Source organism: Microbacterium sp. 22303, from assembly GCF_052045265.1.
Lineage (GTDB): Bacteria > Actinomycetota > Actinomycetes > Actinomycetales > Microbacteriaceae > Microbacterium.
In genome coordinates, this window is sequence record NZ_JBQEOQ010000002.1 from 427843 (window position 1) to 452579 (window position 24737).

Sequence of the window (24737 nt, forward strand, 5' to 3'; positions counted from 1 at the left end):
CCCTGCGCGGTGGAGCGGGGCCACGAAGCGGGGCCACCCGCCCGGGTCGCAGAGCGGGGGCTCAGATCGCGCTGCGCCGAGCCCGGAGGACGGCGCCGGCCGTGCCGTCGGAGTAGGCGACGGTGATGAGGGGGTCACCGAGGTCGACCAGCGAGCCGTTGACGGTGAGCGTCGCGCGCCCTGCGCCGTCGAAGGTCACGGAGCCCGCGCGGGCGGATCCGTAGGACACGGTCGCGGTGGCTCCGGGCTGACCGGCGAGGGAAAGCGTGTCGCTCGCGAGGATCCTGATGCCGAGAAGCCCCAGCGTGGTGTTCTCGGTGAGCCCGGTGAACGCGAGCGGCGCCGGTGCCGCGGGGGCGGGCGCGGGGTTTGCGGGGGCCGGGTTCGCGGGCGCCGGGCTCCCGGGGGCCGGTGCGGATGAGGGCGGGGCGGATCCGCCGTCTGCGGTCTCATCATGTTGGCCGGAATCGACAGGAGTGGGGGCTACGACCGTCTCGACCGGCGGGACGGCTGTCGGCGGGGTCGGGGTGGGCGATGGCGTGCGCTGCGGGGCGGAGGCGGACGGCGACCCCGCGCCCTCGAATCCACGCTCGGCGATCGGATCCACGGGTGCGGCGACGCGCGGGCTGTCGGCGGCCGTCGACTCCGGTGCGCGCACCAGCCACAGCCCGAATCCGAGCCCGGCGATCAGCACGAGCGCCGCGGCGATGCCGAGCCAGACGATCGCGCGACGCCTGCGCGGTGCCGATCCGGTCGTCGGCGCGGGATCGACGGGTTCGGCCGCCGGCACGGAGCCCGCCTGGCGCAGGCGTGCCTCGCGTCGCGGTGACCGAGTCGGTGCCGCGCCCGCCGTCGTCGGGACCAGCGGCTGAGGAAGCGGCTGAACACGCGGCGGGGCGAGCGACGGGGCGAGCTGCGGGACCTCGAATTCAGCGCTCGTGAGAGACTCCCGGCGCAGGCGCGCCTCGCGTCGCGTGGCTCCGGCGGGCATCGCGCGCGGGCCCGCGGGGGGCTGGTCCGTCGGCTCTGTCATCGTGGTGTCTCCGGCAGCGCTGACTCTCGATCAGCACGGTGCCTCCATCGCACGGTGCAGCGCTGCGGATCTCACCCTATCGACCGGGTCGGCCCTGAGCCTGGACGGGCTCCGCATGCTGCCTGGCGGAAGCGCGCCGAAGACCCGACGGGAGCGGATGCGCCGGACGCGCCGTCCGAGGTGCTGAAGGCGTCCGGCTCAGCCCTCGAGCGGCCAGCCGGTGTACGCCTCGGCGAGGTACGTGCGGCCGGCGCGGGACTCTACGACGGAACGCAGTTCGCCGATCTGGCGCCGCCGGTCGAACTCGGAGGCGTCGGGGCTCACGTGCAGCATGCTCGTCATCCACCAGGAGAAGTGCTGGGCCTTCCAGATCCGGCGCAGCGCCGTTTCGGCGTAGGCATCGATGAGACGGTCGTCGTTCTCGAGCAGGAGCGCGCGCAGCGCGTTCTCCAGGACCAGCACGTCCGCCACCGCCAGGTTCATCCCCTTGGCACCGGTCGGGGGGACGGTGTGCGCGGCGTCGCCGACCAGGGCGAGGCGTCCGCGTCGCAGATCCTGCGCCACGAAGCTGCGGAACCGCAGCACGTCGCGCTGGAAGACCGGGCCCTCCACGAGGGTCGTCCCCGGCACCCGCGCCTGCAGCTCGGACCACAGCTGCTCCTCGGAGAACGACTCCGGATCCATGCCGGGATCGCACTGGAAGTACATCCGCTGCACTGATTCGCTGCGCTGGCTGATCAGCGCGAACCCTTGCGCGGAGTTGCTGTAGATGAGCTCCGGCGCGCTCGGCGGGGCTTCGCAGAGGATGCCGAACCAGGCGAACGGGTACTCGCGGAAGTAGCCGCTGCGAGCGCCGCTCAACGCGGCGCGCGCGACGGAGTGCGAACCGTCCGCCCCGACCACGAAATCGGCCTCGATGACGAGCTCGGCACCGTCGCCGTCCACGGTGACCACCCGCGGGCGGTCGGACTCCGGATCCTCGATGCGCGTCGCCGTGACACCGAACCGCAGGTCCTGACCGGCCGCCAGGCGCGCCGCGATGAGATCGCGGAGGACCTCGTGCTGCGGGTACAGGAACACGCTGCGGCCGACGAGATCCTGGAAGTCGATCCGGTGGCCCTCGCCGTCGACGCGGAGTTCGATGCCCTCGTGGCGGTGCCCGTCGGTCAGCACCCTCGTGGAGGCCCCGGTCTCGACGAGCGCCTCGACCGTGCCGTGCTCGAGGATCCCGGCGCGGATGGTGTTCTCCACGGCGTCGCGCGTGCGGGAGTCGATGACGACCGATTCGATGCCGGCGCGATCCAGCAGGTGCGAGAGGAACAGGCCGGCGGGGCCTGCGCCGACGATCGCGACGCGGGTGCGGATGGTGGTCATGTCGTCTCCTTCGACGGATGTGGACGGAGTGCGGCGCGAAAGGCGCGGTCGTGGGAGGGGCCGGATGCGCGGCCGCTCCGGCGGTGCCGGCAGGCACGGGTCGGCGCGGTGCCGGCCGCGCGGCGTCGCGTTACGCGCCGGTGCCGGCAGCGAGGATCACGCGCGTCGTGGGCTCGGGATCCGAGTAGAACGGGGAGTGTCCGGTGTCGATGCGATGCACGGTCGAGCCGGCGCGAGCGGCGAGCTGCTCTTGCGCGAACACCGGGATCGCGTTGTCGCGCTCAGTGATGACGTACGTCGACGGCACCGTGTGCCAGGCCGCCGCGATCAGCGGATCCGTGAACGCCCGGAGCGACTGCGGCTGCAGCCGGGCGACCGCCTCGGCGGCGAGCTCCGGGTCGACGTCGTTGTAGAACACGTGGGCCGCCGGCTCGTCGGTGGTGCCGGCCGAGACCAGGTCGTCCTCGATCCGCCACCAGCTCGGGGCCACACCGCCGACAGCGGCGAGCAGCGACTCTCCCTGGTCCAGGGCGAAGGCGGCGACGTAGACGATGTGCACCACCTTCGGGTGATCCGCGGCGCCGACCGATGCGGGGATGCCTCCGTAGGAGTGCGCGACGACGACGACGTCTCCGTCGATCTCGTCGATGGCCGCTCGGACGACGGCGGCATCATCCTCCACGCCCCGCGCGGTCCTGTTCTCCGCGTGCACGGTGGGCAGCTCGACGGTGCGGATGTCCCTGCCGCTGCTCGTGAGCAGGGGCAGAACTTCGTCCCAGCACCAGGAGCCGTGCCAGGCGCCGTGGACGAGCAGAATCGCGGGTGTCGTCGTCATGGGTTCATCCATCTCTGTCTGTGCGTCATTGCGGGCGATGGGTGCGGAGGGTGCTCCGCGTGATGACCGATTTCCTCGGATGGACTCATCCTGACGGCCGGACCGCCGTCAACAGCGACCTAATCCCGTTGAACGGGATCCGGCGTGCGGAACGAGATCCGCCGAGGCTCCTCGACGGACTACGGCGGGGCCATCGGCGGCTATCCGCGAGGGGCGCCGAGCGCGGTCTCGATCTCCTTCGCGGCACGGTGCAACTCGACCAGCGCGTCGCCGACCGGCATCTCGCGGCGCAGCACCATCGACAGCGCCGCGATCACCGTGCCCGTCTCATCGCGGATGGGAACCGCGACCCCGGTGGAGACCCCCTCGACGTATCCGGGTGCGACCGCGTGCCCCAGCTGGCGCACCTCCGCGAGCTTCCTGCGCAGCACGGCCGGATCGGTGATGGTCTCGGCAGAGACAGCAGGCAGAGGGCCGGCGAGGATGCTCTCCTGCAGATCCCGGTCGCCGAAGGCGAGCAGCACCAGCCCCGAAGACGAGGCGTGCAGCGGCAGGCGGCCGGCGACGCGCGTGACGTTGGCGCCCGAATCCGGAGCCGAAAGACGCTCCAGGAACAGCGCCGTGCCCTGCTCCTCGATCGCCAGCTGGGTGTGCTCCCTGATGCGCTGCTGCACGCGCTCCATCGACGGCATCGCCGCCTGCCGCAGCCGAAGTGCCTGCGAGGAGCGCGTCGCGAGCTCCCACAGGCGCATGCCGACCCGGATCCGCTTGTCCTCGTCCCGCTCGAGCAGTCCGGCGGTCACCAGCTCTCCGATGAAACGATGCGCGGTCGACCGGGGAAGCTGTGCGCGCCGGCCGATCTCCGAGGCCGTCTGCACGGTGCGTGTCGGCGTGAACGTCGCGAGGACCCGGATCAGCCGATCGGCCACGGAATCTCCGGTGGGGGAGTTCGCCATGCGCACCAGCCTGCCTCACGGCGCGGCGAAACTGTGCGCGGCCTTCACCGGCGCGGCCTCCGCGGAGGCGAGGAACGCGAGGAGCGCGGCTGCGCCGGCGGGATCGGCTGCGGCGGTCGCCACCGCTCCCGAGAAGACGGTGTCGATCGCGGAGTCCTCGGGCAGGATGCCGAGGATCCGGATCCCGGGCTGCCCGACCAGCTCGCTGAGCTGCTGCAGGCCGAGGCCGACCTCGCCGCGCGCGAGCAGCGTCGCCACAGGCACCCCCGGCCGGGCCTGCACCAGACGCGGGCCGAGCTCGTCCTTGAGACCCCACGCCTCGATCATCCGGATCAGGGCGGTGCCGCTCGGCCCGGTCGAGTAGCCGATCCGGTCCGCAGCGCGCAGCGCGGCACGGAGGCCTGCCGTGTCGGGGAACGCCGATCCCTCGGCACGGGCTGCCGGCTCTTCTCCCTCGGCCGGGATGGCTGCCGCCACCTGCGAGAGGACGAGCGGGGTCACCGTGTCGGCGTCGACCCGTCCGTCCGCGGCGAGACGGCGGAGTGCGTCGTCGGCGAGGATCACCAGATCGAACGACTCTCCGTCGGCCACCCGAGCGGCCGCGTCCACGCCGCCGACGGAGGTGAGCTCGACCGGAGGCTGTCCCGCGGCGCTCGCCGTGGCGAGCAGGTCGCCGAGCAGGTGGCGGGTGGCCATGGATGAGATCGCCCTCATGCGGCGTCCTCGAGCGACTCGGCGTCCACCTCGGCTGCGGGGCCAGGGGCGTACCGTGCTCCGGAGACCGTGGCGGTGTCGATCAGTACCCCGGCGCGGGCCAGCAGCGCCGGGTCGACGACGAGCTCTGCCGCGGCCTGATTCTCGTGCAGGTGGTCGATCCTGGTCGTGCCGGGGATCGGCGCCACGTGGGGGCCGCGCGAGAGCAGCCAGGCGAGCGCGAGCTGCGCGGGCGTGCAGCCGGCCTCGGCGGCGAGCGCACGCCAGGCGGGCAGCAGCGCGGCGTTGGCGGGCCAGTGCTCCGGGAGGAAGCGGGGCATCGAGCGCCGGATGTCGTTCGCATCGAGCTCCTGCGGATCCCGTACCGCGTCGCCGAGGAAGCCGCGCGCGATCGGTGAGAACGCGACCAGTGCGATTCCGGCGTCGCGGGTCGCGTCCAGCATGCCGAGTTCGGGGTTGCGGCTCCACAGCGAGTACTCGTTCTGCACGGCCGCGATCGGGGCGACGGCCAGGGCTTCGCGCAGGCGAGCGACCGAGACCTCGGAGAGGCCGATCGCGCCGATCTTTCCCGCGGCGACGAGCTCGGCCAGGGCGCCGACGCTCTCGCCGATCGGAACCGACCGGTCCCAGCGGTGCAGGTAATAGAGGTCGATGTGCTCCACTCCGAGCCGCCCGAGCGAGGCGTCCACCTGGGCGCGCAGCGTCTCGGGCCGCCCGTCGATGCGTTTGACACCGTCGATGAGTGCCATGCCGCCCTTGCTCGCGAGCACCACCTCGTCGCGACGCCCGGAGAGCGCACGACCGACGAGCTCCTCGTTGCGGCCTCCGCCGTAGAGGGTCGCGGTGTCGAGCATGCCGATCCCGCCGTCGAGCGCGGCGCGGAGCAGCCTCAGCCCGTCCTCCTCCGAGGGCGGCGTTCCATATGCGTGGCTCAGCGACATGCAGCCGAGCCCCATCCGGGGGAGATTCACGCCAGCTGCTCCTCCAGGGCGCCCAGCACCCGGTAGCAGTCGATCACCTGGCGGAAGGAGGAGTTCGGCTCGCGGCCCTCGCGGATCGCGCTCACGAACTCCCGATCCTGCAGCTCGATGCCGTTCATGCTGACGGCCACGCCGGAGACGTCGATCTGCTCGTCACGGCCGGTGTACAGGTCGTCGTAGCGGGCGATGTACGTGCCGGTGTCGCCGATGTAGCGGAAGAACGTGCCGAACGGGCCGTCGTTGTTGAACGACAGGGAGAGCGTGCAGATCGCCCCGGTCTCGCTCTTCAGTTGGATCGACATGTCCATCGCGATGCCGAGTTCGGGGTGGATCGGGCCCTGGATCGCGTTCGCCTGCACGATGCGGCCGGCCTGGTACGCGAACAGGTCGACGGTGTGCGCGGCATGGTGCCAGAGCAGGTGGTCGGTCCAGGAGCGCGCCTCGCCCTTGGCGTTCGTGTTGCTGCGCCGGAAGAAGTACGTCTGCACGTCCATCTGCTGCACGGCGAGCTCGCCGGCGGAGATGCGGTCGTGCAGGAACTGGTGCGAGGGGTTGAACCGCCGGGTGTGCCCGACCATGGCGATCCGCCCCGCCGCCTCACTGGCGGCCAGGGTCGCCTCGGCGTCGGCGAGCGAGTCCGCCAGTGGGATCTCCACCTGCACGTGCTTGCCGGCGGCCAGCACGGCCTGCGCCTGGGCGGCGTGCAGGCCGGTGGGCGTGGCGAGGATCACGGCGTCGACGTCGTCGCGTGCGAGCACCGCGTCGAGGCCGACGACCGCGTTCGGCACGCCGTACTGCGCTGCGACCGCATCCGCCTTCTCCTGAGAGGTGGCGCTGACGACCGTGACCTCGGCGTCCTCGATGTTCGCCAGGCCGTCGAGGTGCTTCATGCCGAAGGCACCATTGGCGCCGACGACGGCGATGCGGGTCATGTCGGTCATAGGGGTCTCCTCAAGGTGTCGCTGGTCACACCGTCGCCGGAACCGTGGCGGTGCCGGGGGCGGGCTCGGATGCCGGGGCCGCGGTCTCGCCACCGGCGGCGGCGCTCTCCGGCGTCGCCACGGGGTTCGACAGCACCAGGTGCCCCACCGCGGTGTTCGATGCCGGCACATGGTAGAACCGGTGGTTCGTCTCGGGGGCGCCGCCGCCGAACTGGTCATCCATCGCGCCGCGGGCGATCAGCCAGTCGACGAGCTCGATGCCCTCGGATCCGGCCTCGTCGACGTACTCCATGTGCTGCCACTCGGTCAGACCCTTCGGATCCGCGATGAGATGGTCGAGGAACGCGTTGTCCCACTCCTCGTTGATGAGGCCCGCGCGGGGGCCCTGCAGCTGGTGGCTCATGCCGCCCGTGCCCCAGATCTGCACGTTGAGCTCGGGGCCGTCCCATTTGTCCAGGGCACGACGCAGCGCGCGACCGAGCTCGTAGCAGCGCCGGCCCGACGGCACCGGGTACTGCACGACGTTCACCGCGAGCGGGATCACCCGCACCGGCCACTGCTCATTCGGGCCGAGCTCGCCGAAGACGAGGGACAGCGGCACGGTGAGCCCGTGGTCCACCACCATCTCGTTGACGAGGGTGAGGTCGAAGTCGTCCTGGATGACGGACTGCGCGATGTGCGCGGCGAGCTCGGGGTAGCCCTTCACGTCGGGCACCGGGCGCGGGCCGTAGCCCTCGTCGGCGACAGGGTAGTCGGATCCGGTGCCGAGCACGAAGGTCGGGATGATCGAGGAGTCGAACGCGGTGGCGTGGTCGTTGTAGACCAGGATCACGACGTCCGGGGTGTTCTCCTTCGCCCACTTCCTGGTCCACTGGTAGCCGTCGAAGACCTTCTTCCAGTACGGCTCCTCGGTCTTGCCGAGGTCCATCGCGGCACCGATCGCGGGCACGTGCGACGTGAACAGCGCAGAGGTGTACCGAGCGGGGGCGTTCTCACGCAGGGTCTCGGCCTTCTCGCCGGGAACCGGGGGCGTCCAGCCGTCCAGATCCTTCAGGCGGTTGCCCTCGGGGCGCCGGCCGCCGCCGACCATCATGTCGCGGTAGGCGGCCTCGCTCATGCCGGTCATGGATCCGGCCATCTGCTGGAAGCTCAAGCCGTGGGTCGCGCCGATCTTGGAGAGGAAGTAGATGTTGCCGCCCTCTTCGATGCACGTGTTCAGGTCGATGTCGAGCACCGCCTGACGCTGCCGCGGGTTCAGCGGCCACTCATCGAGATAGGCCTCCTGATCGGCGAGGAACCGTGCGCGGTTCTCGGGCTTCATCAGCGACATGCAGAACTGGTTGAGGTGGTAGCCCTTGCGCGCCTGATCGGCGTCGAAGATCGTGGTGCCGGGGACGTCCTTGTACGGCTTGTCGAGTGACATGTCATGCTCCTTCGGTGATGCGCGCGCCGGCCCGGTCCTGATCGGCGCTCGGCGTCCGATCGGCCGGCGTCTGCTCGGCCTGCTCCTTGTCGGCCTGCTGTTGCTCGGCCCAGTACAGGCGGGCGGGGTTGTCCACGAGCAGCTTGCGCTGCAGCTCGGGTGTCGGCGCGATCTGCGGGATGAAGTCGACCAGCAGCCCGTCGTCGGGCATGTGGTCCTTGAGGTTGGGGTGCGGCCAGTCGGTTCCCCAGAGCACGCGGTCGGGGAACTCCTCGACCACGCGGCGGGCGAACGGCACCACATCGGCGTACGCATGCTGCTCGCCGTCGAGAGCGCGCGGTCCGGTCACGGACAGTCGCTCGGGGCAGGACACCTTGGTCCACACGTTCGGGTTCTCCCGCATGAATCTCAGGAAGAGCTCGAACTCCGGGCCGTCGGGATCCTTGGTCACGTCGGGTCGGCCCATGTGGTCGACGACGACATCGGTCGGGATGGCGGAGAAGAAGTCGTACAGCTCGGGCAGATCCTCGGCCTCGAAGTAGATGACCACGTGCCAGCCGAGGGGCGCGATCTTCGCGACGATCTCGTCGAGCGAGTCGGTGGGGACGCGGTCGACGAGTCGCTTGACGAAGTTGAACCGCACGCCGCGCACGCCCGCCTCGTGCAGCTCGGCGAGCTGATCCGGGGTGACGTCGCGGCGCACCGTGGCGACGCCGCGGGCGCGCCCGTCGCTGCGCCGCAGGGCGTCGACCAGCGCGCGGTTGTCGGCGCCGTGGCAGGTGGCCTGCACTATCACGTTGCGGTCGAAGCCGAGGTGGTCGCGCAGGGCGAACAACTGTGCGGCCGAGGCATCGCAGGGGGTGTACTTGCGCTCCGGGGCGTAGGGGAACTGCGCACCGGGCCCGAACACGTGGCAGTGCGCATCGACGGCGCCGTCGGGCAGCCGGAACGTCGGGGTGCTGGGTCCGTCGTACCAGTCCAGCCAGCCCTCGGACTTGGTGAAGCCGCCGCTCACGGTCCCTGAGCCGGGCCCGCGCGCCTCGGAGGCTCCCGGCGGCGCGGAGCGCTGGCTGGAGTGGGGCGTGGGGATCGAAGGGTCGTGCGCCATGTCAGTCCTCGCCGTCGTTCTGGTCGATGTACTCCAGGCCGGCGGCCGCGAGCGGCTCGCGCATGCCGTACAGATCCAGGCCGAGCACGCCGTCGCGGAACCGCTGCCGCTTCGACTCCTCATTGTCCTCGCGCTTCTGCGCCGCCTCCGCGACGGCGCCCACGAGGTCGCGCGGCACGACGACGACGCCGTCCACATCGGCGACGACCACGTCGCCGGGGTTCACCAGGGCGTTGGCGACGACGACCGGAATGTTCACGGATCCGAGCGTCGCCTTCACCGTGCCCTTCGCGTTGATCGCCCGGGAGAAGACCGGGAAGTCCATCTCCTGGAGGTCGGCGACATCGCGCACGCCCCCGTCGATGACGAGCCCGGCGCAGCCGCGGGAACGCAGCGAGGTGGCGAGCAGCTCCCCGAAGAAGCCGTCCTCGCTCTCGGTCGTGCAGCCGGCGATGAGCACGTCTCCCGGCTGCACCTGCTCGGCCGCGACGTGGAGCATCCAGTTGTCGCCGGGCTGCAGCAGCACGGTGACGGCGGGGCCGCAGAGCTTCGCGCCCGGGTAGGCGGGGCGGATGTAGGGCCGGAGCAGCCCGACCCTGCCCATCGCCTCGTGGATCGTGGCGACGCCGAACGCGCTCACGGCGGCGACGGCGGCCGGATCCGGTCGCGCGATGTCGGTGCGGACGATGCCGAGGTCGTTCAGTCGCATGAGACGCCTTCCTTCGGGTTCAGAGTCCGCGGGCGGTCAGCGCCCGGTCCAGACGGGGGTAAACGCGGCGGGCATTCGTCTCGAACACCTGCCGGCGCTGGGCCTCGTCCAGGTTCCCGGTCGCGTCCACGTAGCGCTTCGTGTCGTCGAAGTAGTGGCCCGTGCGGGGGTCGACATCGCGGACGGCGCCGATCATCTCGCTCGCGAACAGGATGTTCTCCGTGGGGATCACCTGGGTCAGCAGGTCGATTCCGGGCTGGTGGTAGACGCAGGTGTCGAAGAACACGTTGTGCAGCAGGTGCTCCTCGAGTTCGGGCTTGCCGAGGGCCATCGCGAGCCCGCGGAACCTGCCCCAGTGGTACGGCACGGCGCCGCCGCCGTGCGGGATGACGAGCTTCAGATCGGGGAAGTCCCGGAACAGGTCGCCCTTGAGCAGCTGCATGAACGCGGTGGTGTCGGCGTTCAGGTAGTGGTCCCCGGTCGTGTGGAACACCGGCTTGCACGAGGTGGAGACGTGCACCATCGCCGGGATCTCGTACTCGACGAGCTTCTCGTACACCGGGTACCACGACCGGTCGGTGAGCGCGGGGGCCGTCCAGAGCCCGCCGGACGGATCCGGATTCAGGTTCACGGTGACGGCTCCGAGCTCCTCCACCGCGCGGGTCAGCTCGGCGACGGTGCTGGCAGGGTCGGCCCCCGGCGACTGGGGCAGCATCGCGCCCATCAGGAAGCGGTCGGGGAACAGCTCGCTCACCCGGGCGCAGAGGTCGTTGCAGATCCGCGCCCAGGTTTCGCTCACCGCGAGATCGCCGATGTGATGCGCCATGAACGACGCGCGCGGGCTGAACACGGTGACGTCGCTGCCGCGCTCGTCCATCAGGCGCAGCTGATTGGCCCGGATCGTCTCGCGGATCTCGTCGTCGTCGATCCGCAGGGCGGCGAGATCCGGCGCCTCGCCGTCGCCGGCGGCGAAGGCGATCTGCAGATCACGCCACGCGCCCAGCTGCGCCGGGGCCGTGGTGTAGTGGCCGTGGATGTCGATGATCACCGGGTGTCGTCCTTGTCACAGTCGGTCGGGCGGAGCGCTCTTGAGGCCGACTCTAGGACGCGGGTCACATATGGTCCAATAGATGTTCAGGCGTCACTGCATAGAGGAGATCGATACATGTCGCTCGCCGATCTGAACCAGCTCCGGACGTTCGTCACGCTGTACGAACTGCGCAGCGTGACCGCCACGGCCGAACGCCTGCACGTGACGCAGCCGACCGTGAGCTACACGCTGCGCCGACTGCGGGCGCAGTTCGGCGACGAGCTGTTCCGGCGGGAGGGGCACGACATGGTCCCGACCGGGAAGGCCACGCAGCTGTTCGGACCGCTGCATGCCGCCCTCGCCCAGATCGACGAGACCGTGGGCGGATCCGACGTGTTCGAACCGACCACGTTCCGGGGCGAGCTCGTGCTTGGGCTGACGTCCATCGGCGAGCAGACCTTCCTGCCGCCGATCATGGCGGCGCTCGCCCGGGAGGGGGCGGATCCGCACCTGCAGGTGGAGCGGCTCGACGCGGACGCGGTCGAGGACTCCCTCGTGCGCGGCACCATCGACCTGGCCATGACCGTGTCGCTCATCGGATCCCCGCGCCTGTGGCGCACGCTGGTGCGCGCCGTCGAGTACGTCGCGCTGTGCTCGGGGGCGCATCCGCTGCCGGAGACCGGGCCGGACATGTTCGCGGGGCGGCGCTTCGTGCGCGTCTCGGCGCGTGGCGGGCACGTCTTCCCACTGCAGGCGCTGACCGAGAACTCCCTCATGGGACAGGTGTCGCTGACGGTCGAGGAGTACGCGACCGTGCCGGCCGTGCTCGAAGCGACGGACCTGGTGGTGCTGCTGCCGCGGCACGTCGCGGAGGTGTTCCGCGGATGGTTCCCCGGGCTCCACATCGCCGACCTGCCGTGGCCGGGGCAGAGCACGCCGGTGTCGCTCTACACGCGCAACGACGCCAGCCTCTCGCCGGCGCAGCGCTGGTTCCGCTCGGTCGTGTTCGAGGCGGTCGCGGCCGGGGAGTACCGCACGGCGGCCGTCGCCGGCTGATCCGGTGTTCTCCGGTTTCAGCCGGGTCGGGTCTTCCCCACTCGGGTTCTCCGGTTCAGGTGGGTGTTCCCCAACTTCGGCTCAGGTCGCAGTTTCTGCTGTTCCGGGGGCGTGGAAACCGCAGAAAGTGCGACCTGAACGGGGAAAGTGCGACCTGAATGGACGTCGGATCCGGATCTCGGTCGGTCGGCGGTCGCGGGGCGGTCGGCGGTCGCGAGTCGGTCGGTCGACGGTCAGCGCCCGGGGCGGTTCCAGCTCGCCTTGGCCGGGGCGAACGGACTGCGCACGTGGATCGACCAGGTCGAGTGCGGGTGGATCGTCAGGATCGCGCGCTCCCACCAGGCGCGGGCCTCGGTCGACAGCTCTGGCAGCACCGCTTCCTTGTCGGCGTCGTCCTCCGGCCGCGGCCGCAGCGCCTTCCACACGAGCTGCACCTCGGGCGCTCCGGTCGGGATGCCGTCGAGGTCGAGCACGGCCCGATCCCAGGGCAGCTGAAGCCGCGGGTCGCGCTTGTAGACCCAGGCGCGGTCGGCGCCGTCCTCCGCATTCACCTGCAGCACCCAGCTGTTGCGGGACTCGTCGTGGATCAGGATCGGATGGGCGTCGACGTCCTCGCCGGCGTCGGCGAGAGGGATCCAGCCGTCGCCGTCCGCGATCCAGGCACTGTACGGCGACGGGAGAGCGGCCACCAGCTCGCGGAGGTCGCGGGCCGTCGTGCTGACGTCGACGTTCGCGCGGGCGCGGATCGGCCGTCCGAGCCATCGATCCAGAGCGGCGCCACCGGAGAGCCACCATCGCACCGACGACGACGCGAGCAGATCGGCGACGGCGCCGGGGGAGAGCGGATCCCACTCGGTGGTGAAGGACGGAGAAGCCACCATGGATGCAGGTTACTGGACCCCGTCGATGCGCCCGCAACGGCGTCGGAGCCCCTCCGATAGACTGGCTCCGCCCGATCGGGCCAGCTCATCAGCCGGTGCAAACCCGGCGAAAAGCACGGCGGCCACCGGCCGCACCCAAGGGGGATGCACCCATGCCAGGAATCGTGATCGTCGGCGTCCAGTGGGGCGACGAGGGCAAGGGCAAGGCCACGGATCTGCTCGGCGAGCGTACGGACTGGGTGGTCAAGTTCAACGGCGGCAACAACGCCGGGCACACCGTCGTCGTCGGCGACGAGAAGTACGCCCTGCACCTGCTGCCCTCCGGTATCCTCTCGGCCGGCGTCACCCCTGTGATCGGCAACGGCGTCGTGATCGACCTGGAGGTGCTGTTCCACGAGCTCGAGGCCCTCGGATCCCGCGGCATCGACACGTCGCGTCTCAAGGTGAGCGCCAACGCGCACATCATCACCCAGTACCACCGCACGCTCGACAAGGTCACCGAGCGCTTCCTCGGCAAGCGCATGATCGGCACCACCGGCCGCGGCATCGGCCCGGCCTACGCCGACAAGATCAACCGCGTGGGCATCCGCGTGCAGGACCTGTTCGACGAGAACATCCTGCGCCAGAAGGTCGAGGGCGCGCTCGACCAGAAGAACCACCTCCTCGTGAAGGTCTTCAACCGCCGTGCCATCACGTGTGACGAGATCGTCGAGGACCTGCTCTCCTACGCCGAGCGGCTGCGCCCGATGGTCGCCGACACCGGGCACCTGCTCGACGATGCGCTGCAGCGCGGCGAGGTCGTCGTGTTCGAGGGCGGCCAGGCCACCATGCTCGACGTCGACCACGGCACGTACCCGTTCGTGACGTCCTCCTCGGCGACCGCCGGCGGCGCGGCGACCGGATCCGGCGTCGGCCCCGGCCGCCTGGACCGCATCGTCGGCATCGTGAAGGCCTACACGACGCGCGTCGGATCCGGCCCGTTCCCCACCGAGCTCTTCGACGAGCAGGGCGACTGGCTGCGCGCGCGCGGCTTCGAGTTCGGCACCACCACCGGGCGTCCGCGCCGGGTGGGCTGGTACGACGCGCCGATCACCCGGTACGCGACCCGTGTGAACGGCATCACCGACCTCGTGCTCACCAAGCTCGACATCCTCGATGGTCTGGATCAGGTCCCGGTCTGCGTCGCCTACGACGTCGATGGCGTGCGCTTCGACGACGTGCCGGTGAACCAGAGCGACTTCCACCACGCGAAGCCGATCCTGGAGTACTTCCCGGGCTGGCAGGAGGACATCTCCTCCGCGCGCCGGTTCGAGGATCTGCCGAAGAACGCGCAGGACTACGTGCTCGCGCTGGAGAAGATGAGCGGCACCCGCATCTCGGTGATCGGTGTCGGGCCGGAGCGCGACCAGGTCATCGTCCGGCACGATCTCGTCGACTGACGTGACCCGGTTCTGGGTCGGCGGCTACGGCGTCGACATGGAGGGGCCGGCCGACGGCATCGGCGTGCTGGCGGTCGATGAGGGATACGGTCCGACGACTCTCGCCTACCGTGGTGCGGTCGCGGCCGCGCCGTCACCGTCGTGGCTCGCGCAGCACCCGACGCTCGACGTCGTCTATGCGGCGCTCGAGGGATCCGGCGAGGTCGCCGCGTTCGCTCGCACCGGCGAGAACGCCCTGCGGCCGCTCGGGCGGCCCGTCGCGGCGGGGCAGTACGTGTGCCACCTCGCCGTCGCCCCGGACGGGAGGTTCCTCGTCGCGAGCTGCTACGGCGACGGCCGTGTGGTGCGGATCGGGCTGGACGCGGCCGGCAGGCTCGTGCCGGATGCGCGCGACAAGGCCGCGGAGCTGCGGGCGGCCCTGTTCGGCCAGGGCTCGGACGAAGCCAACGAGAGCGGCGACGGCGACGGCGCCGCTGACCCGATGGCTGCGGCCGACCCGTACGCCTCGGATCCGAATCGTCTGGATCCGAACGGCGATCCCCGGGTCTCGCATGCGCACGCCGCGGCGTTCCTGCCCGACGGGCGGATCGCCACGACCGACCTCGGCTACGACCTCGTGCGGATCTGGCGTCCTGCGGCGTCGGGGCTGACGCTCGACCATGAGGTCGTGCTGCCGCGCGGATCCGGGCCGCGGCACATGGTCGTGCACCCCAGCGGGCACCTGCACGTGGTCACCGAGTACTCGTGCGAGCTGTTCACGCTCGCCGCCGACCGTGAGGGGCGCTGGGGGCTGGTCTCCGGCACCCCGGTGTCGGCGATCGTGACGCCCGGGCATGACTATCCGGCCGAGCTCAGCCGTTCCCGCGATGGCGAGACGCTGTATGCAGGAGTGCGCGGCAGCAACACGATCGCCGCGTTGCGCGTGCGCGGATCCGGTGAGCGGGTCGAACCCCTCGCGCTCGCCGACGCGGGCGTCGACTGGCCGCGCCACCACCTCGTGCACCACGGAGCGCTGCTCGTCGCGGGCCAGCGCTCGAACGAGATCAGCGTGCTGGAGCTGGATGACCGTACCGGTGCGCCGGGTCGTGTCCGGCACCGCACACCCGCGCCCGCCCCCACGCACCTGCTGCTCGCGCGCTGAGCGCGGCGGCCCTTCCTCATGCCGCCCGCGGCACCGGCACCGGTCGCAGCAGGTGCTCCACGACGTAGTCGGCGTCGCGGCCCATGCCCATCAGGGTGGGCGACGCGATCGAGTACTGGAACGGCAGCCCCATGAACGCGAGCCCCGGCACCGTCGTGGACAGTCCGCGCTCATGCCGGATCCCGTTCTCGTCGGCGAAGCCCGGCAGATCGATCCAGTCCAGGATCGGGCGGGATCCGGTGCACCAGACGATCGTCGCCGGACGCAGGTGCTCGCCGTCATCCAGCACGGGCAGGCCGTCATCGACGCCCGCCACTCTGCCGACCAGCCGGATGCCCGCGCGGCGCAGATCCGAAAGATGGTTGCGGACGAGGTTCACGCCGTGCCCGCGCTGCTGCTCCCACACCCGGCGCCCCTTCTCGGTGTCGATCGTGGTGTTGCGCAGCCGTCGGATGAAGACGCCGCTGATCAGGTTCCCGACCGGGGTGTCGATGCGTCCAGGCACCTGCCCGGGGTGGCGTCCGGCGAGGACCGTCCCGTGCCCGGAGGCCGCCGCCTCGAGGGCGATGTCCGTTCCCGAGTTCGCGGCGCCGACGACCAACACCGGCCCGGCCGCGAAGTCCTCCGGCCCCTGGTACTCGAGCGAGTGCAGCTGCCGGATCGACGGATCCACGTCGGACGCGAACGGCGGCACGATCGGCCGGTGGTGCACGCCGGCCGCGACCACGACTCGGCGCGCGATGATCTCCTCCCCGGTGTCGAGCTCGAGTCGGAACCGGCCATCCTCCTCCGCGGAGAGCCGCCGCACCCGCGTGGCGGTGCGCACCGGGATCTCGAACGTCGCCGCGTACCGCTCCAGATAGTCGGCGAGCTGTATCGCCGTCGGGTACTCGAACACGCCGATGTCGAGTCGGAGCCCCGGCAGCTCCGCCCAGCGCCGCGGGGTGAACAGGCGCAGGGAGCGGTAGCGCTCCCGCCAGGTGTCCCCGATGCGCGCGTGCGCGTCGAAGACCTGGATCTGCATGCCGCGGTCCATCGCCCGGCGCGCGGTGTGCAGTCCCGCCGCTCCCGCGCCGACGACGGCCAGGTCGAGTGCCGTGGTGTGCATGATGGCCTCCTCCGCCGGGCTCGGTGCGCCGGCATTCCCGCACGGTACGGCGGCGTGAGGGGGCCGGCATCGGCAGAAATGACCAATTCGGATCCGGATCGGCTTGAGCGCGCGCGGTCTGAAACTCAGTCGATCCTGCGCGCAACAGGCCGTGCGCGATCGCTGGGTGCCGGATCGACTGAGTTTCGGACGCGGCGCCCGCAACGGCATCGACCGGCACCGGCACGGGCGGCGGGCGGGGCCGGCTCAGGCGATGCGGACGAGTCCGTGCGCGTACGCGTAGGCGGTCGCAGCCGACCGCGAGGGCACGGCGAGCTTGCTGAGGATGCTGCCCACATGGCGGGCCACGGTGCGGTCGCTGAGGAACAGGCGCTCGGCGATGCGCCGGTTCGACCACCCCTGGGCGACGAGCTCGAGCACCTCCCGCTCGCGGCGGCTGAGGCCCGGATCCGCCGGCACCGGCGTCGTGGCCGCCGCGAGTCGCTCCAGCCGCGCGAGGTCGGGCACGGCGCCGAGTTGCTCCAGCGCCGTGCGGGCGGCGTCGAACTCGAGCTGTGCGCCCTCCTCGTCGCCGGCGGCGCGCGCGGCGGATCCGATGGCGACACGCACGAGCGCCGCCTGATGGGGCGCGTCGAGGCGCCGCCAGTCCAGCCATGCGGCGCGCAGCAGCGGCAGCGCTCCGGCCGTGCGGCCCTCGCGCAGGGCGACCTCGCCGCGCGCCTGGGCGGCCTGGGCCCGCAGGGACAGGGTGTGGAAGGCGGCCGCGCAAGCGGTGAGCTCCGATGCCGCCGCTCGGGCATCGGCGATGCGGCCACAGTCCAGCGCGACGGCCACCGCAGCGGCCAGCACCTCGGCGCGCTCCGCGGGACCGAGAGGACCCGATCGCGCCCGGGCGAGACCGTTCCACGCCGTGTCGAGCTCGCCGGCATCGCGGTGCAGCAGCGCGAGGCCCGGTTGAGTCGGGGTGCCGAGCGCCGCCGCGCGGCGGAACGCATCCCGCGCCTGTGCCGCTCGCCCTGTGACGCGGTGCAGCTCGGCGGTCCGATACCAGGCGTTGCCGAGCGTCTCGAGGCGCTTCTCGGTGCGGCAGACCTCGTCGGCGGCCTTCGCGGCCGCGGCCCACTCGCCGCCCAGCTGCATGACCGTGGCGCGGTGCAGCGTGCACTCCCCGCGGAACGGTTCGAGACCGCGCTGCGTGTCGCACCAATCGCCCAGGTCGCGCGTCCACACCCGCGCCCGCTCCAGATCGCCGCGGGCGAGCAGGCTCGCGACGACCGCGCAGAAGGCGGGCCCGGCGGCGCGGTCGCTCACCCGCCCGGATCCGATCATGAGCATGACCCGGTCGAGGCAGTCGAAGCCTTCCTCCGCCCTGCCCGTCTGCACGAGCGCCCGCCCGAGCCCCATCGTGGCGAGCGCGTCGACGTCCCCGTCGCCCGCCGCGGCCGCGAGCTCCCCCGCCTGGCGGTACAGCGGTGCGGATCCCTCGGCATCTCCTTGGGCGTACCGCGCGACCGCGCGGCAGAGCTGCTGGGACGCATCGGTGCGCGTGTTCGCGTCCGGTCGGGCGCACAGCTCGAACAGCCGGCCCATCCAGGTGCGGGCGAGCACCGCGTCTCCGTGCTCGCTGAGCGTGAAGCCGAGCCAGAACACGCATCGCACCGCTGAGGCGAGATCCCCCGCTTCCAGGAACGCGAGGTGTGCACGCTCCCAGGCGCGGACGCTGACATCGTCGCGCCCGGTGAACCATGCAGCCTGGCCGAGGTCGTCCAGCTCGGCCGCCCCGAGGTGCGCCTCGCGCGCGACGAGCTCGTCGAACCGTCCCGTCCAGTCCACGTCGGGCGCGCCCCGGATCGCCATGCGCACAGTATGTTCCCGCCGGGGGTGGGCGACAAGAGGCGATCCGGATCCCGGTTCGCCTCCGTCCTGGACGCACCCTGCGCAAGGGCGAGCGCGCCAACACCTACCGGGCGCCCGCACCGATGCACCGCCTGCTCGCGCGTTGAGTCCGGCCTCTAGACTCCTGCCATGACCCCTCCGCCCTCGGCGTCCGTCGGCCAGGTCGTGGTGCTGCTCGAGCGCTGGCCGGATCCGGTTCCGCCCGCCGAGCTCCCCATCCGGGGCGCGATGCGGGCCGGCGCCCGCGTCGTCTTCGTGGTGCTGCTGGTCCTCGCCACGGTGGTGGGGGCGGGCACGGTCGTCCCGCTCTGGACCCTGCCGACCCCGGGCGTCTGGTTCTCCGTGCTCTTCACGGTGTTCATCGCGGTGGTCGTCGTCGTGCTCTGGCTCGTCTACATCGGTGCGCTGGCCCACAGCGCGTCGAGGGCGCGTGCGCTGACGCGCTGGCGTGCAGCGGCCGGTCGCATCGAGCGACTCGACGGCACGGTCGTCGCGCGCACGGTCTCGACGATCGAGGACGGCGGCGTCGACCGCTTCGAGCTCACCGTCGACACGTCGCAGGGCCGGTCTTCAGCGACGTGGGAGCGCCCCACCGCCCGGTCCAGGATGCTCCTGCAGACCCAGGTGCCGGGCGTGGGGGCGAGCGCGCGGGTGTGGCGGATCCGGCAGGCCGGAGCCGAAGATCCGCTGGTCGTCGAGATCCTGGATCCGTCGGTGGTGGCCTCTCCATCCGCGCAGCAGTGACCGACCGCGAGGATCCGGACGCTACGCCGCCTGCGGACGCATGCCCATCCGGGCCAGCACGACGTCCTCCACGATCTGGATCACGTTGTAGAGCAGCAGCGAGACGACGGTGACCACCACGACGGATGTCCACAGCGCGGTGAACTGCGCCTGCGGGATGAAGCCGCCGATCGAACCGCCGATTCCGCCGCCGACCGCCAGCCACTCGGCCAGAAGCGCGCCCGTGATCGCGCCGGGGACCGAGATGCGCACCGCGGCGAAGAAGGCAGGAAGCGACGCGGGCATCGCCACTTTCCGCAGCTTGGCCCAAGCCCCGCCGCCGTAGACCTCGACGAGGTCGTTCATCTGCGCGGAGGCCGACTTCAGCCCGAACGAGATGTTCACCAGCGCGGGGAACAGCACGACGATGCCGCCGATCACGGCGACGGTCCAGAGGTCGCGCCCGAAGATCATGATGATCACCGGAGCCATCGCGATGAGCGGAACGGAGCGCAGCAGCATCGCCACCGGCATGAGCGCGTGCTCGACCCCGCGGCTCAGCTGGAACGCCGCAGCGCCGAGCAGCGCGACCAACAGACCTGCCGCGAATCCGATCGCCGAGTGCCCGAGCGTCACGACGAGGTTGCCGAGGATGAGCTCCCGGTTCGCTGCAGCGGCCGGGACGACGAACAGATACCGCCACACATCGACGGGGCCCTTCGCGATGAGCGGGGACACTCCCGACAGCCAGAGCACGCCGACCCAGAGGACGCCGACCGTGAGCAGCGTCAGCAGGAAGGTGAGTAGTCCCCAGCCTGCGGCAGAGAGCACCCGCCTGGTGCGCTCGCGCCGCAGGCGGGCGTCGACGTCGACGATGGATTGCGCGGCGGTGACGGTGATCACGGTCATCACGCTGCTCCCTTCGACCAGGGAGTGAGGGATCTCGCGACCAGCCCCACCAGCGCGAACCCGGCGAGGGCGACCGCACCGCTGGCGAGCGCCAGCCCCCACACGACGGCCGCGTCGGAGTTCTGCTGGGCGAGGATCATGGCGAGACCGACACCGCGCTCGATCTTGCCGAAGAACTCGCCGAGCACGGCGCCGAGGAACGCCGCCGGCACGGCGATCTGCAGCGCGTTCAGCACGGCGGGCAGCGCCGCGATGAAGCGCACCTTGACGAGCTGAGTGAATGCGGATCCGCCGTACACGGTGACGACGTCGAGGCTCGCCCGGTCGGCCGATTTCAACCCCAGCAGAGCGCCCACCACGGTCGTGAAGAACACCGACAATGCGGCGAGGAAGATCGCGGTCCCGCTCGGCTGCCCTGCCGCGGCGGGAGGCCCGATGAGCACCACGGCGAGCATGCCCACGGCGACGATCGGCACGCAGTAGGTCGTGATCGCGAGCTGCATCGCCACGCCCTCCAGCTTCGGGATCACGAGCACGACGGCGGACAGCAGCAGCGCCAGTCCGTTGCCCCACAGGTAGCCGATCCCGGCCTCGGCGAGGGTCACCGCGAAGTTCTGCTCGTAGTAGGTCCATCCGCTGCGCACGAACCCGGCCAGCACCTCGGGTGGAGTCGGCACGGTGATCGTGCCCACCGCGCTCCTGCCGAAGGCCGCCGCGATGATCCACCAGAGCGCGAACAGCACCACGGCGCCGATCACGCCGATCGCCCACGGCGGCAGACGTCGCCCGGCAAGCGCGGTGCGTGCGTCAGTGGTCATCGGCTGCGGCTCCCCCGACGCCGAAGAGCAGTTCGGATGCCTCGTCGACGTAGGCGTGGAACTCCGGCGTGCGCATCATCTCGGGTGTGCGCGGCCGCGGCAGATCGATGGTCATGACGGCCTTGACGCGCCCCGGACGCGGGCTCATCACGGCCACCTGATCGGAGAGGAAGATCGCCTCGGACACGCCATGGGTGACCAGCAGCGTGGTCGCCGGCTTCTCTGTCCAGATCCGCAGCAGCTCGAGGTTGAGCTTCTGCCGGGTCATGTCGTCGAGTGCACCGAACGGCTCGTCGAACAGCAGCACGTCGGGCTTGAGGATCAGCGAGCGTGCGATCGAGACGCGCTGGCGCATGCCGCCGGAGAGCTGGGCCGGCTTCGCCTTCTCGAACCCCGTGAGGCCGACGAGCTCGATGAGCTCCGAGACGTACGCCTTGTCGACGCTCTGCCCGGCGATCTCGAAGGGCAGCCGCACGTTCGACATCACGCTGCGCCACGGCATCAGTGCGGAGTCCTGGAAGGCGATGCCGAGCTTGTGCGCACGGCGCAGCTCGTCGGGGCTGCGTCCGTCGACCCGGGTCGTGCCGCTCGTGGGGCGCTCGAGACCTGCGAGGATGCGCAGGATCGTCGACTTCCCGCAGCCGGACGGGCCGAGCAGCGAGAGGAAGGTTCCCTGTGCGGTGTGCAGATCGGTGTCCTGCAGCGCGACGACGCTCTTGCGTCCGCTCGTGAACACCTTGTTCAGGGCTGTGATCTGCAGGCCGGTGCCCAGAGCGACGCTCTGGGCACCGGCCGCGGCCCTGATCGCGGAATCCGACATGGCGGTGGCCGTGTCAGCCCGCGTACTTCACCAGCTCGGGGTGGGCCTTGTAGACCTCCTCGAGCAGTGACAGGTCGAAAAGATCCTTGGGGGTCAGAGTGACGCCGGCCCCGGCCAGGCTCTTGATCGTGCTCTTCTGCAGCTCGTCCGAGATGGTGAAGAGCCCGTTCTTCGCGGTCTCGTCGGAGACGACGAGCTTCTCGGCCTGCTCCTTGGCACCGGCGATCGAGTTCGTCAGATCCAGCTTGAGGTCCTTGCCGTAGTTCTCGACGGCCAGCTTCGCGCCGGCTTCCGGATCCTTGACCGCGTCGGTCCAGCCCTTGATCTCGGCCACCAGGAACGACTTCAGCCGCTCGCGATGCTTCGCGATCATGTCGTCGGTGGTCGTGACGGTCTCGGCCACGAAGGGCAGCCCGTTGTCGGCGAACGGCAGGTTGGTGGTCTCGACGCCCTTGGCCTTGACTGTGATCGCCTCATTGGTGAGGTAGGCGATGAAGCCGTCGACGTCGCCGTTGAGCAGGGGCGCCGGGTCGTACTGAACAGGAACGATCGTCACGTCCTTGTCCGTGAGCCCGTTGGCGGCGAGCAGCGCCTTGAACAGTGCGGTGTTCGAGTCCTGGACGCCGATCTTCTTGCCCTTGAGGTCGGCGGGCGTGGCGATGTCGCCCTTGCTCTTCAGGGACAGCACCGTGAACGGGTTCTTCTGGTACGTGGTGCCGATGATCTTCAGCGGCGCGCCCTCACTCGCCACGACGGATCCGATCGAGACGGCATCGGAGAGGGCGATGTCGGTCTTGCCCGACAGCAGCTCGGCGGCGCCCGTGGACGGGCCGGGAGTGAGCGTGACGGTGAGGCCGGCGTCCTTGTAGTAGCCCTTCGAGTCGGCGAAGAACTCGCCGGAGAACTCCTCGTTCTTGATCCAGCTGAGCTGGACGTTGAGTTTTCCGCCGTCGGATGCGCCCTCGGTGGGCGTCTGAGCCGCCGAGCCGCCGCTCGAGCAGGCGCTCAGTGCGATCGCGGTGACGGCCGCGGCGGCGAGTGCCGCCAGCGAGCGCCGGAGCGAGGAGTGAGATGTCATGTGCGGGTCTCCTGCCGGTGAAGCTCTTCGGGTGTGCGTCGCGCCGGCGATCGGGCGCGAGCAGTTCCCTCACGGTACGGACGTCATGTTTCGGCCAGAGGCACGGATGGTTGCCCCGCTGTTTCGCGCGCGATCGGGACGAAGCCGCCCCGTCGTCTCGCGGGATAGGACCGGAATCTGACGAACCCGTGAGGAATCCTCGCCCGGCCGCGGGCGTTCTGCGAGGGTGGGACGGACGTTGCGTCACCCCCACCGCACCGCGATCGGAAGGCTCCTGATGACCGACGAATACGACCTGATCGTGCTGGGCGGCGGCCCGGTGGGAGAGAACGTGGCCGACCGCGCCGTGCAGGGCGGGCTCACCGCCGTGATCGTGGAGAGCGAGCTGGTCGGCGGCGAATGCTCGTACTGGGCGTGCATGCCGTCGAAGGCGCTGCTGCGCTCGCCGCAGGCGCTGCGCGCGGCACAGCACGTCGGCGGCGCGGCGGAAGCGGTGACCGGCCGCCTCGACGTGCGCGCGGTGCTCGACCGGCGCGACTCGTTCACGAGCCACTGGCAGGACGACGGCCAGGTCGCCTGGCTCGATTCCGCCGGGATCGACCTCGTGCGCGGGCACGGACGCCTGAGCGGTGAACGCAAGGTCGCCGTCACCCAGCCCGACGGCAGTGTGCGCACCCTCACCGCTCGGCAGGCGGTGGTCATCAGCACCGGATCCGATGCCGCGATCCCCCCGATCCCGGGGCTGCACGAGGCGAACCCGTGGACCAGCCGCGAGGCCACGAGCGCCGAGGAGATCCCCGCGTCGCTCGTCGTGATCGGCGGCGGCGTGGTCGCCGTCGAGATGGCCACCGCCTACGCCTCGCTCGGTGCTGAGGTCACCGTGCTCGCCCGCAGCGGACTGCTCGGATCCGTCGAGCCGTTCGCCGGCGAGCTCGTCACCGAGGGGCTGCGCGCGCTCGGTGTCGACGTGCGCACGGGCGTCGTCACGAAGAGCGTCTCGCGCGACGCCGACGGGGTCACCGTCACCACCGACGGCGGCGACGTGCGCGCCGCGGAGATCCTCGTCGCGACGGGCCGCACGCCCCGCAGCGGCGACATCGGGCTCGAGACGGTGGGGCTCGCCGCGGGCCGGTACATCCGCACCGACGACACGCTGCAGGTGCCCGGCGTGGACTGGCTCTACGCCGTCGGCGACGTGAACGGCCGCGTGCTGCTCACGCACCAGGGCAAGTACCAGGCCCGCGCCGCGGGCGACGTCATCGCCGCCCGCGCGAAGGGCGAGCCGGTCGACGACGACCGCTGGGGCCGGCACGTCGCGACGGCGGACCACACGGCCGTGCCGCAGGTCGTCTTCGGCGAGCCCGAGGTCGCGGCCGTGGGCGTCACCGCTGCGGCCGCCCGCGAGGCGGGCCACCGCGTGCGCGAGGTCCAGGTCGAGTTCTCCTCCGTCGCCGGAGCCTCGCTGCACGCCGACGGCTACCAGGGCCGCGCGCACATGGTCGTGGACGAGGACCGGCAGGTGCTGCTCGGCGTGACCCTGGTCGGATCCGATGTCGCGGAGCTCATCCACGCCGCCACGATCGCGGTCGTCGGCGAGGTCCCGCTGGCCCGGCTCTGGCACGCGGTGCCGTCGTATCCGACCATGAGCGAGGTGTGGCTGCGGCTGCTCGAGGCCTACGGGCGGCAGACCGCCTGAGGGCCGCCCCGTCCCCGTGGTGCGGCCGGTCTTTCTGGTTTCAGAGCGCGCAAATGGCTCCATTCGGGC

23 protein-coding genes are annotated in these 24737 nt (G+C 71.1%); 5 read left to right on the forward strand and 18 right to left on the reverse strand.

The annotated features are described in order from the left end of the window. Positions 1-61: 61 nt before the first annotated feature. The 11 genes from ACTJI8_RS07700 to ACTJI8_RS07750 form a co-directional block, all read right to left on the reverse strand. Positions 62-1033, reverse strand: a complete 972-nt coding sequence (locus ACTJI8_RS07700; protein WP_440732831.1) for a hypothetical protein — start codon at positions 1031-1033, stop codon at positions 62-64. A 198-nt stretch (positions 1034-1231) separates the two neighbouring features. Further along, positions 1232-2407, reverse strand: coding sequence for a 4-hydroxybenzoate 3-monooxygenase (locus tag ACTJI8_RS07705; protein WP_440732832.1), 1176 nt, complete (start codon positions 2405-2407; stop codon positions 1232-1234). A gap of 130 nt (positions 2408-2537) precedes the next feature. Continuing rightward, a complete protein-coding gene (locus ACTJI8_RS07710; RefSeq protein WP_440732833.1) occupies positions 2538-3242 on the reverse strand; it encodes an alpha/beta fold hydrolase in 705 nt (234 codons plus the stop codon). Between the two features lie 200 nt (positions 3243-3442). Further along, entirely contained in the window at positions 3443-4198 is a 756-nt protein-coding gene (locus ACTJI8_RS07715; protein ID WP_440732834.1) for an IclR family transcriptional regulator, read from the reverse strand. A 15-nt stretch (positions 4199-4213) separates the two neighbouring features. Next, complete coding sequence (locus ACTJI8_RS07720; RefSeq protein ID WP_440732835.1) at positions 4214-4912, reverse strand: substrate-binding domain-containing protein; 699 nt, start codon at positions 4910-4912, stop codon at positions 4214-4216. Beyond that, a complete protein-coding gene (locus ACTJI8_RS07725; protein ID WP_440732836.1) occupies positions 4909-5883 on the reverse strand; it encodes an aldo/keto reductase in 975 nt (324 codons plus the stop codon). Before ACTJI8_RS07725 ends, ACTJI8_RS07720 begins: the two co-directional genes overlap by 4 nt. After that, positions 5880-6833, reverse strand: coding sequence for a Gfo/Idh/MocA family oxidoreductase (locus tag ACTJI8_RS07730; protein ID WP_440732837.1), 954 nt, complete (start codon positions 6831-6833; stop codon positions 5880-5882). The genes ACTJI8_RS07725 and ACTJI8_RS07730 overlap by 4 nt, the downstream gene beginning before the upstream one ends. A gap of 25 nt (positions 6834-6858) precedes the next feature. After that, complete coding sequence (locus ACTJI8_RS07735; protein ID WP_440732838.1) at positions 6859-8256, reverse strand: protocatechuate 4,5-dioxygenase subunit alpha/beta; 1398 nt, start codon at positions 8254-8256, stop codon at positions 6859-6861. A 1-nt stretch (position 8257) separates the two neighbouring features. Then, the gene (locus ACTJI8_RS07740) at positions 8258-9364 is read right to left on the reverse strand and encodes an amidohydrolase family protein (RefSeq protein ID WP_440732839.1); all 1107 of its coding nucleotides are present in this window, start codon (positions 9362-9364) and stop codon (positions 8258-8260) included. Position 9365: 1 nt separating this feature from the next. Then, a complete protein-coding gene (gene ligK / locus ACTJI8_RS07745; RefSeq protein WP_440732840.1) occupies positions 9366-10073 on the reverse strand; it encodes a 4-carboxy-4-hydroxy-2-oxoadipate aldolase/oxaloacetate decarboxylase in 708 nt (235 codons plus the stop codon). Positions 10074-10092: 19 nt separating this feature from the next. Then, on the reverse strand, positions 10093-11121 hold the full coding sequence (locus tag ACTJI8_RS07750) for an amidohydrolase family protein (RefSeq protein WP_440732841.1): 1029 nt from the start codon (positions 11119-11121) through the stop codon (positions 10093-10095). A 117-nt stretch (positions 11122-11238) separates the two neighbouring features. Here ACTJI8_RS07750 and ACTJI8_RS07755 point away from each other — a divergent pair, with 117 nt between their 5' ends. Next, positions 11239-12159: a LysR family transcriptional regulator gene (locus tag ACTJI8_RS07755; RefSeq protein WP_440732842.1), complete on the forward strand. Its 921-nt coding sequence runs from the start codon at positions 11239-11241 to the stop codon at positions 12157-12159. Positions 12160-12392: 233 nt separating this feature from the next. Here the strand turns inward: ACTJI8_RS07755 and ACTJI8_RS07760 are convergent, their stop codons facing one another. Next, positions 12393-13040 carry a nucleotidyltransferase domain-containing protein gene (locus ACTJI8_RS07760; protein ID WP_440732843.1) on the reverse strand — a complete coding sequence of 216 codons (648 nt, stop codon included), beginning with the start codon at positions 13038-13040 and terminating at the stop codon, positions 12393-12395. A 152-nt stretch (positions 13041-13192) separates the two neighbouring features. On the opposite strand from ACTJI8_RS07760, the gene ACTJI8_RS07765 reads away from it, so the two are divergent. Together ACTJI8_RS07765 and ACTJI8_RS07770 are read left to right on the forward strand one after the other, a co-directional pair. Beyond that, complete coding sequence (locus tag ACTJI8_RS07765) at positions 13193-14479, forward strand: adenylosuccinate synthase (protein ID WP_440732844.1); 1287 nt, start codon at positions 13193-13195, stop codon at positions 14477-14479. Between the two features lies 1 nt (position 14480). Beyond that, positions 14481-15620: a lactonase family protein gene (locus tag ACTJI8_RS07770; RefSeq protein ID WP_440732845.1), complete on the forward strand. Its 1140-nt coding sequence runs from the start codon at positions 14481-14483 to the stop codon at positions 15618-15620. A gap of 16 nt (positions 15621-15636) precedes the next feature. On the opposite strand, the gene ACTJI8_RS07775 is transcribed toward ACTJI8_RS07770, so the two are convergent. Both ACTJI8_RS07775 and ACTJI8_RS07780 read right to left on the reverse strand, forming a co-directional pair. Further along, a complete protein-coding gene (locus ACTJI8_RS07775) occupies positions 15637-16728 on the reverse strand; it encodes a flavin-containing monooxygenase (RefSeq protein WP_440732846.1) in 1092 nt (363 codons plus the stop codon). A gap of 246 nt (positions 16729-16974) precedes the next feature. Then, the gene (locus ACTJI8_RS07780) at positions 16975-18585 is read right to left on the reverse strand and encodes a LuxR C-terminal-related transcriptional regulator (RefSeq protein WP_440732847.1); all 1611 of its coding nucleotides are present in this window, start codon (positions 18583-18585) and stop codon (positions 16975-16977) included. 168 nt (positions 18586-18753) lie between these two features. Here ACTJI8_RS07780 and ACTJI8_RS07785 point away from each other — a divergent pair, with 168 nt between their 5' ends. After that, positions 18754-19368: a hypothetical protein gene (locus ACTJI8_RS07785; protein WP_440732848.1), complete on the forward strand. Its 615-nt coding sequence runs from the start codon at positions 18754-18756 to the stop codon at positions 19366-19368. 21 nt (positions 19369-19389) lie between these two features. Here ACTJI8_RS07785 and ACTJI8_RS07790 read toward each other — a convergent pair whose 3' ends face one another. Genes ACTJI8_RS07790 through ACTJI8_RS07805 form a run of 4 tightly spaced genes read right to left on the reverse strand, consistent with a single transcriptional unit; the run spans position 19390 to position 22972 of the window. Then, on the reverse strand, positions 19390-20256 hold the full coding sequence (locus ACTJI8_RS07790; RefSeq protein WP_440732849.1) for an ABC transporter permease: 867 nt from the start codon (positions 20254-20256) through the stop codon (positions 19390-19392). Beyond that, a complete protein-coding gene (locus ACTJI8_RS07795) occupies positions 20256-21074 on the reverse strand; it encodes an ABC transporter permease (protein WP_440732850.1) in 819 nt (272 codons plus the stop codon). Before ACTJI8_RS07795 ends, ACTJI8_RS07790 begins: the two co-directional genes overlap by 1 nt. Further along, on the reverse strand, positions 21064-21894 hold the full coding sequence (locus ACTJI8_RS07800; protein ID WP_440732851.1) for an ABC transporter ATP-binding protein: 831 nt from the start codon (positions 21892-21894) through the stop codon (positions 21064-21066). The genes ACTJI8_RS07795 and ACTJI8_RS07800 overlap by 11 nt, the downstream gene beginning before the upstream one ends. Positions 21895-21907: 13 nt before the next feature. After that, positions 21908-22972, reverse strand: coding sequence for an ABC transporter substrate-binding protein (locus ACTJI8_RS07805; protein WP_440732852.1), 1065 nt, complete (start codon positions 22970-22972; stop codon positions 21908-21910). A 277-nt stretch (positions 22973-23249) separates the two neighbouring features. On the opposite strand from ACTJI8_RS07805, the gene ACTJI8_RS07810 reads away from it, so the two are divergent. Next, positions 23250-24668 (forward strand): dihydrolipoyl dehydrogenase family protein, encoded by a 1419-nt coding sequence (locus ACTJI8_RS07810; protein WP_440732853.1) that lies wholly within the window; start codon positions 23250-23252, stop codon positions 24666-24668. Positions 24669-24737: the final 69 nt, after the last annotated feature.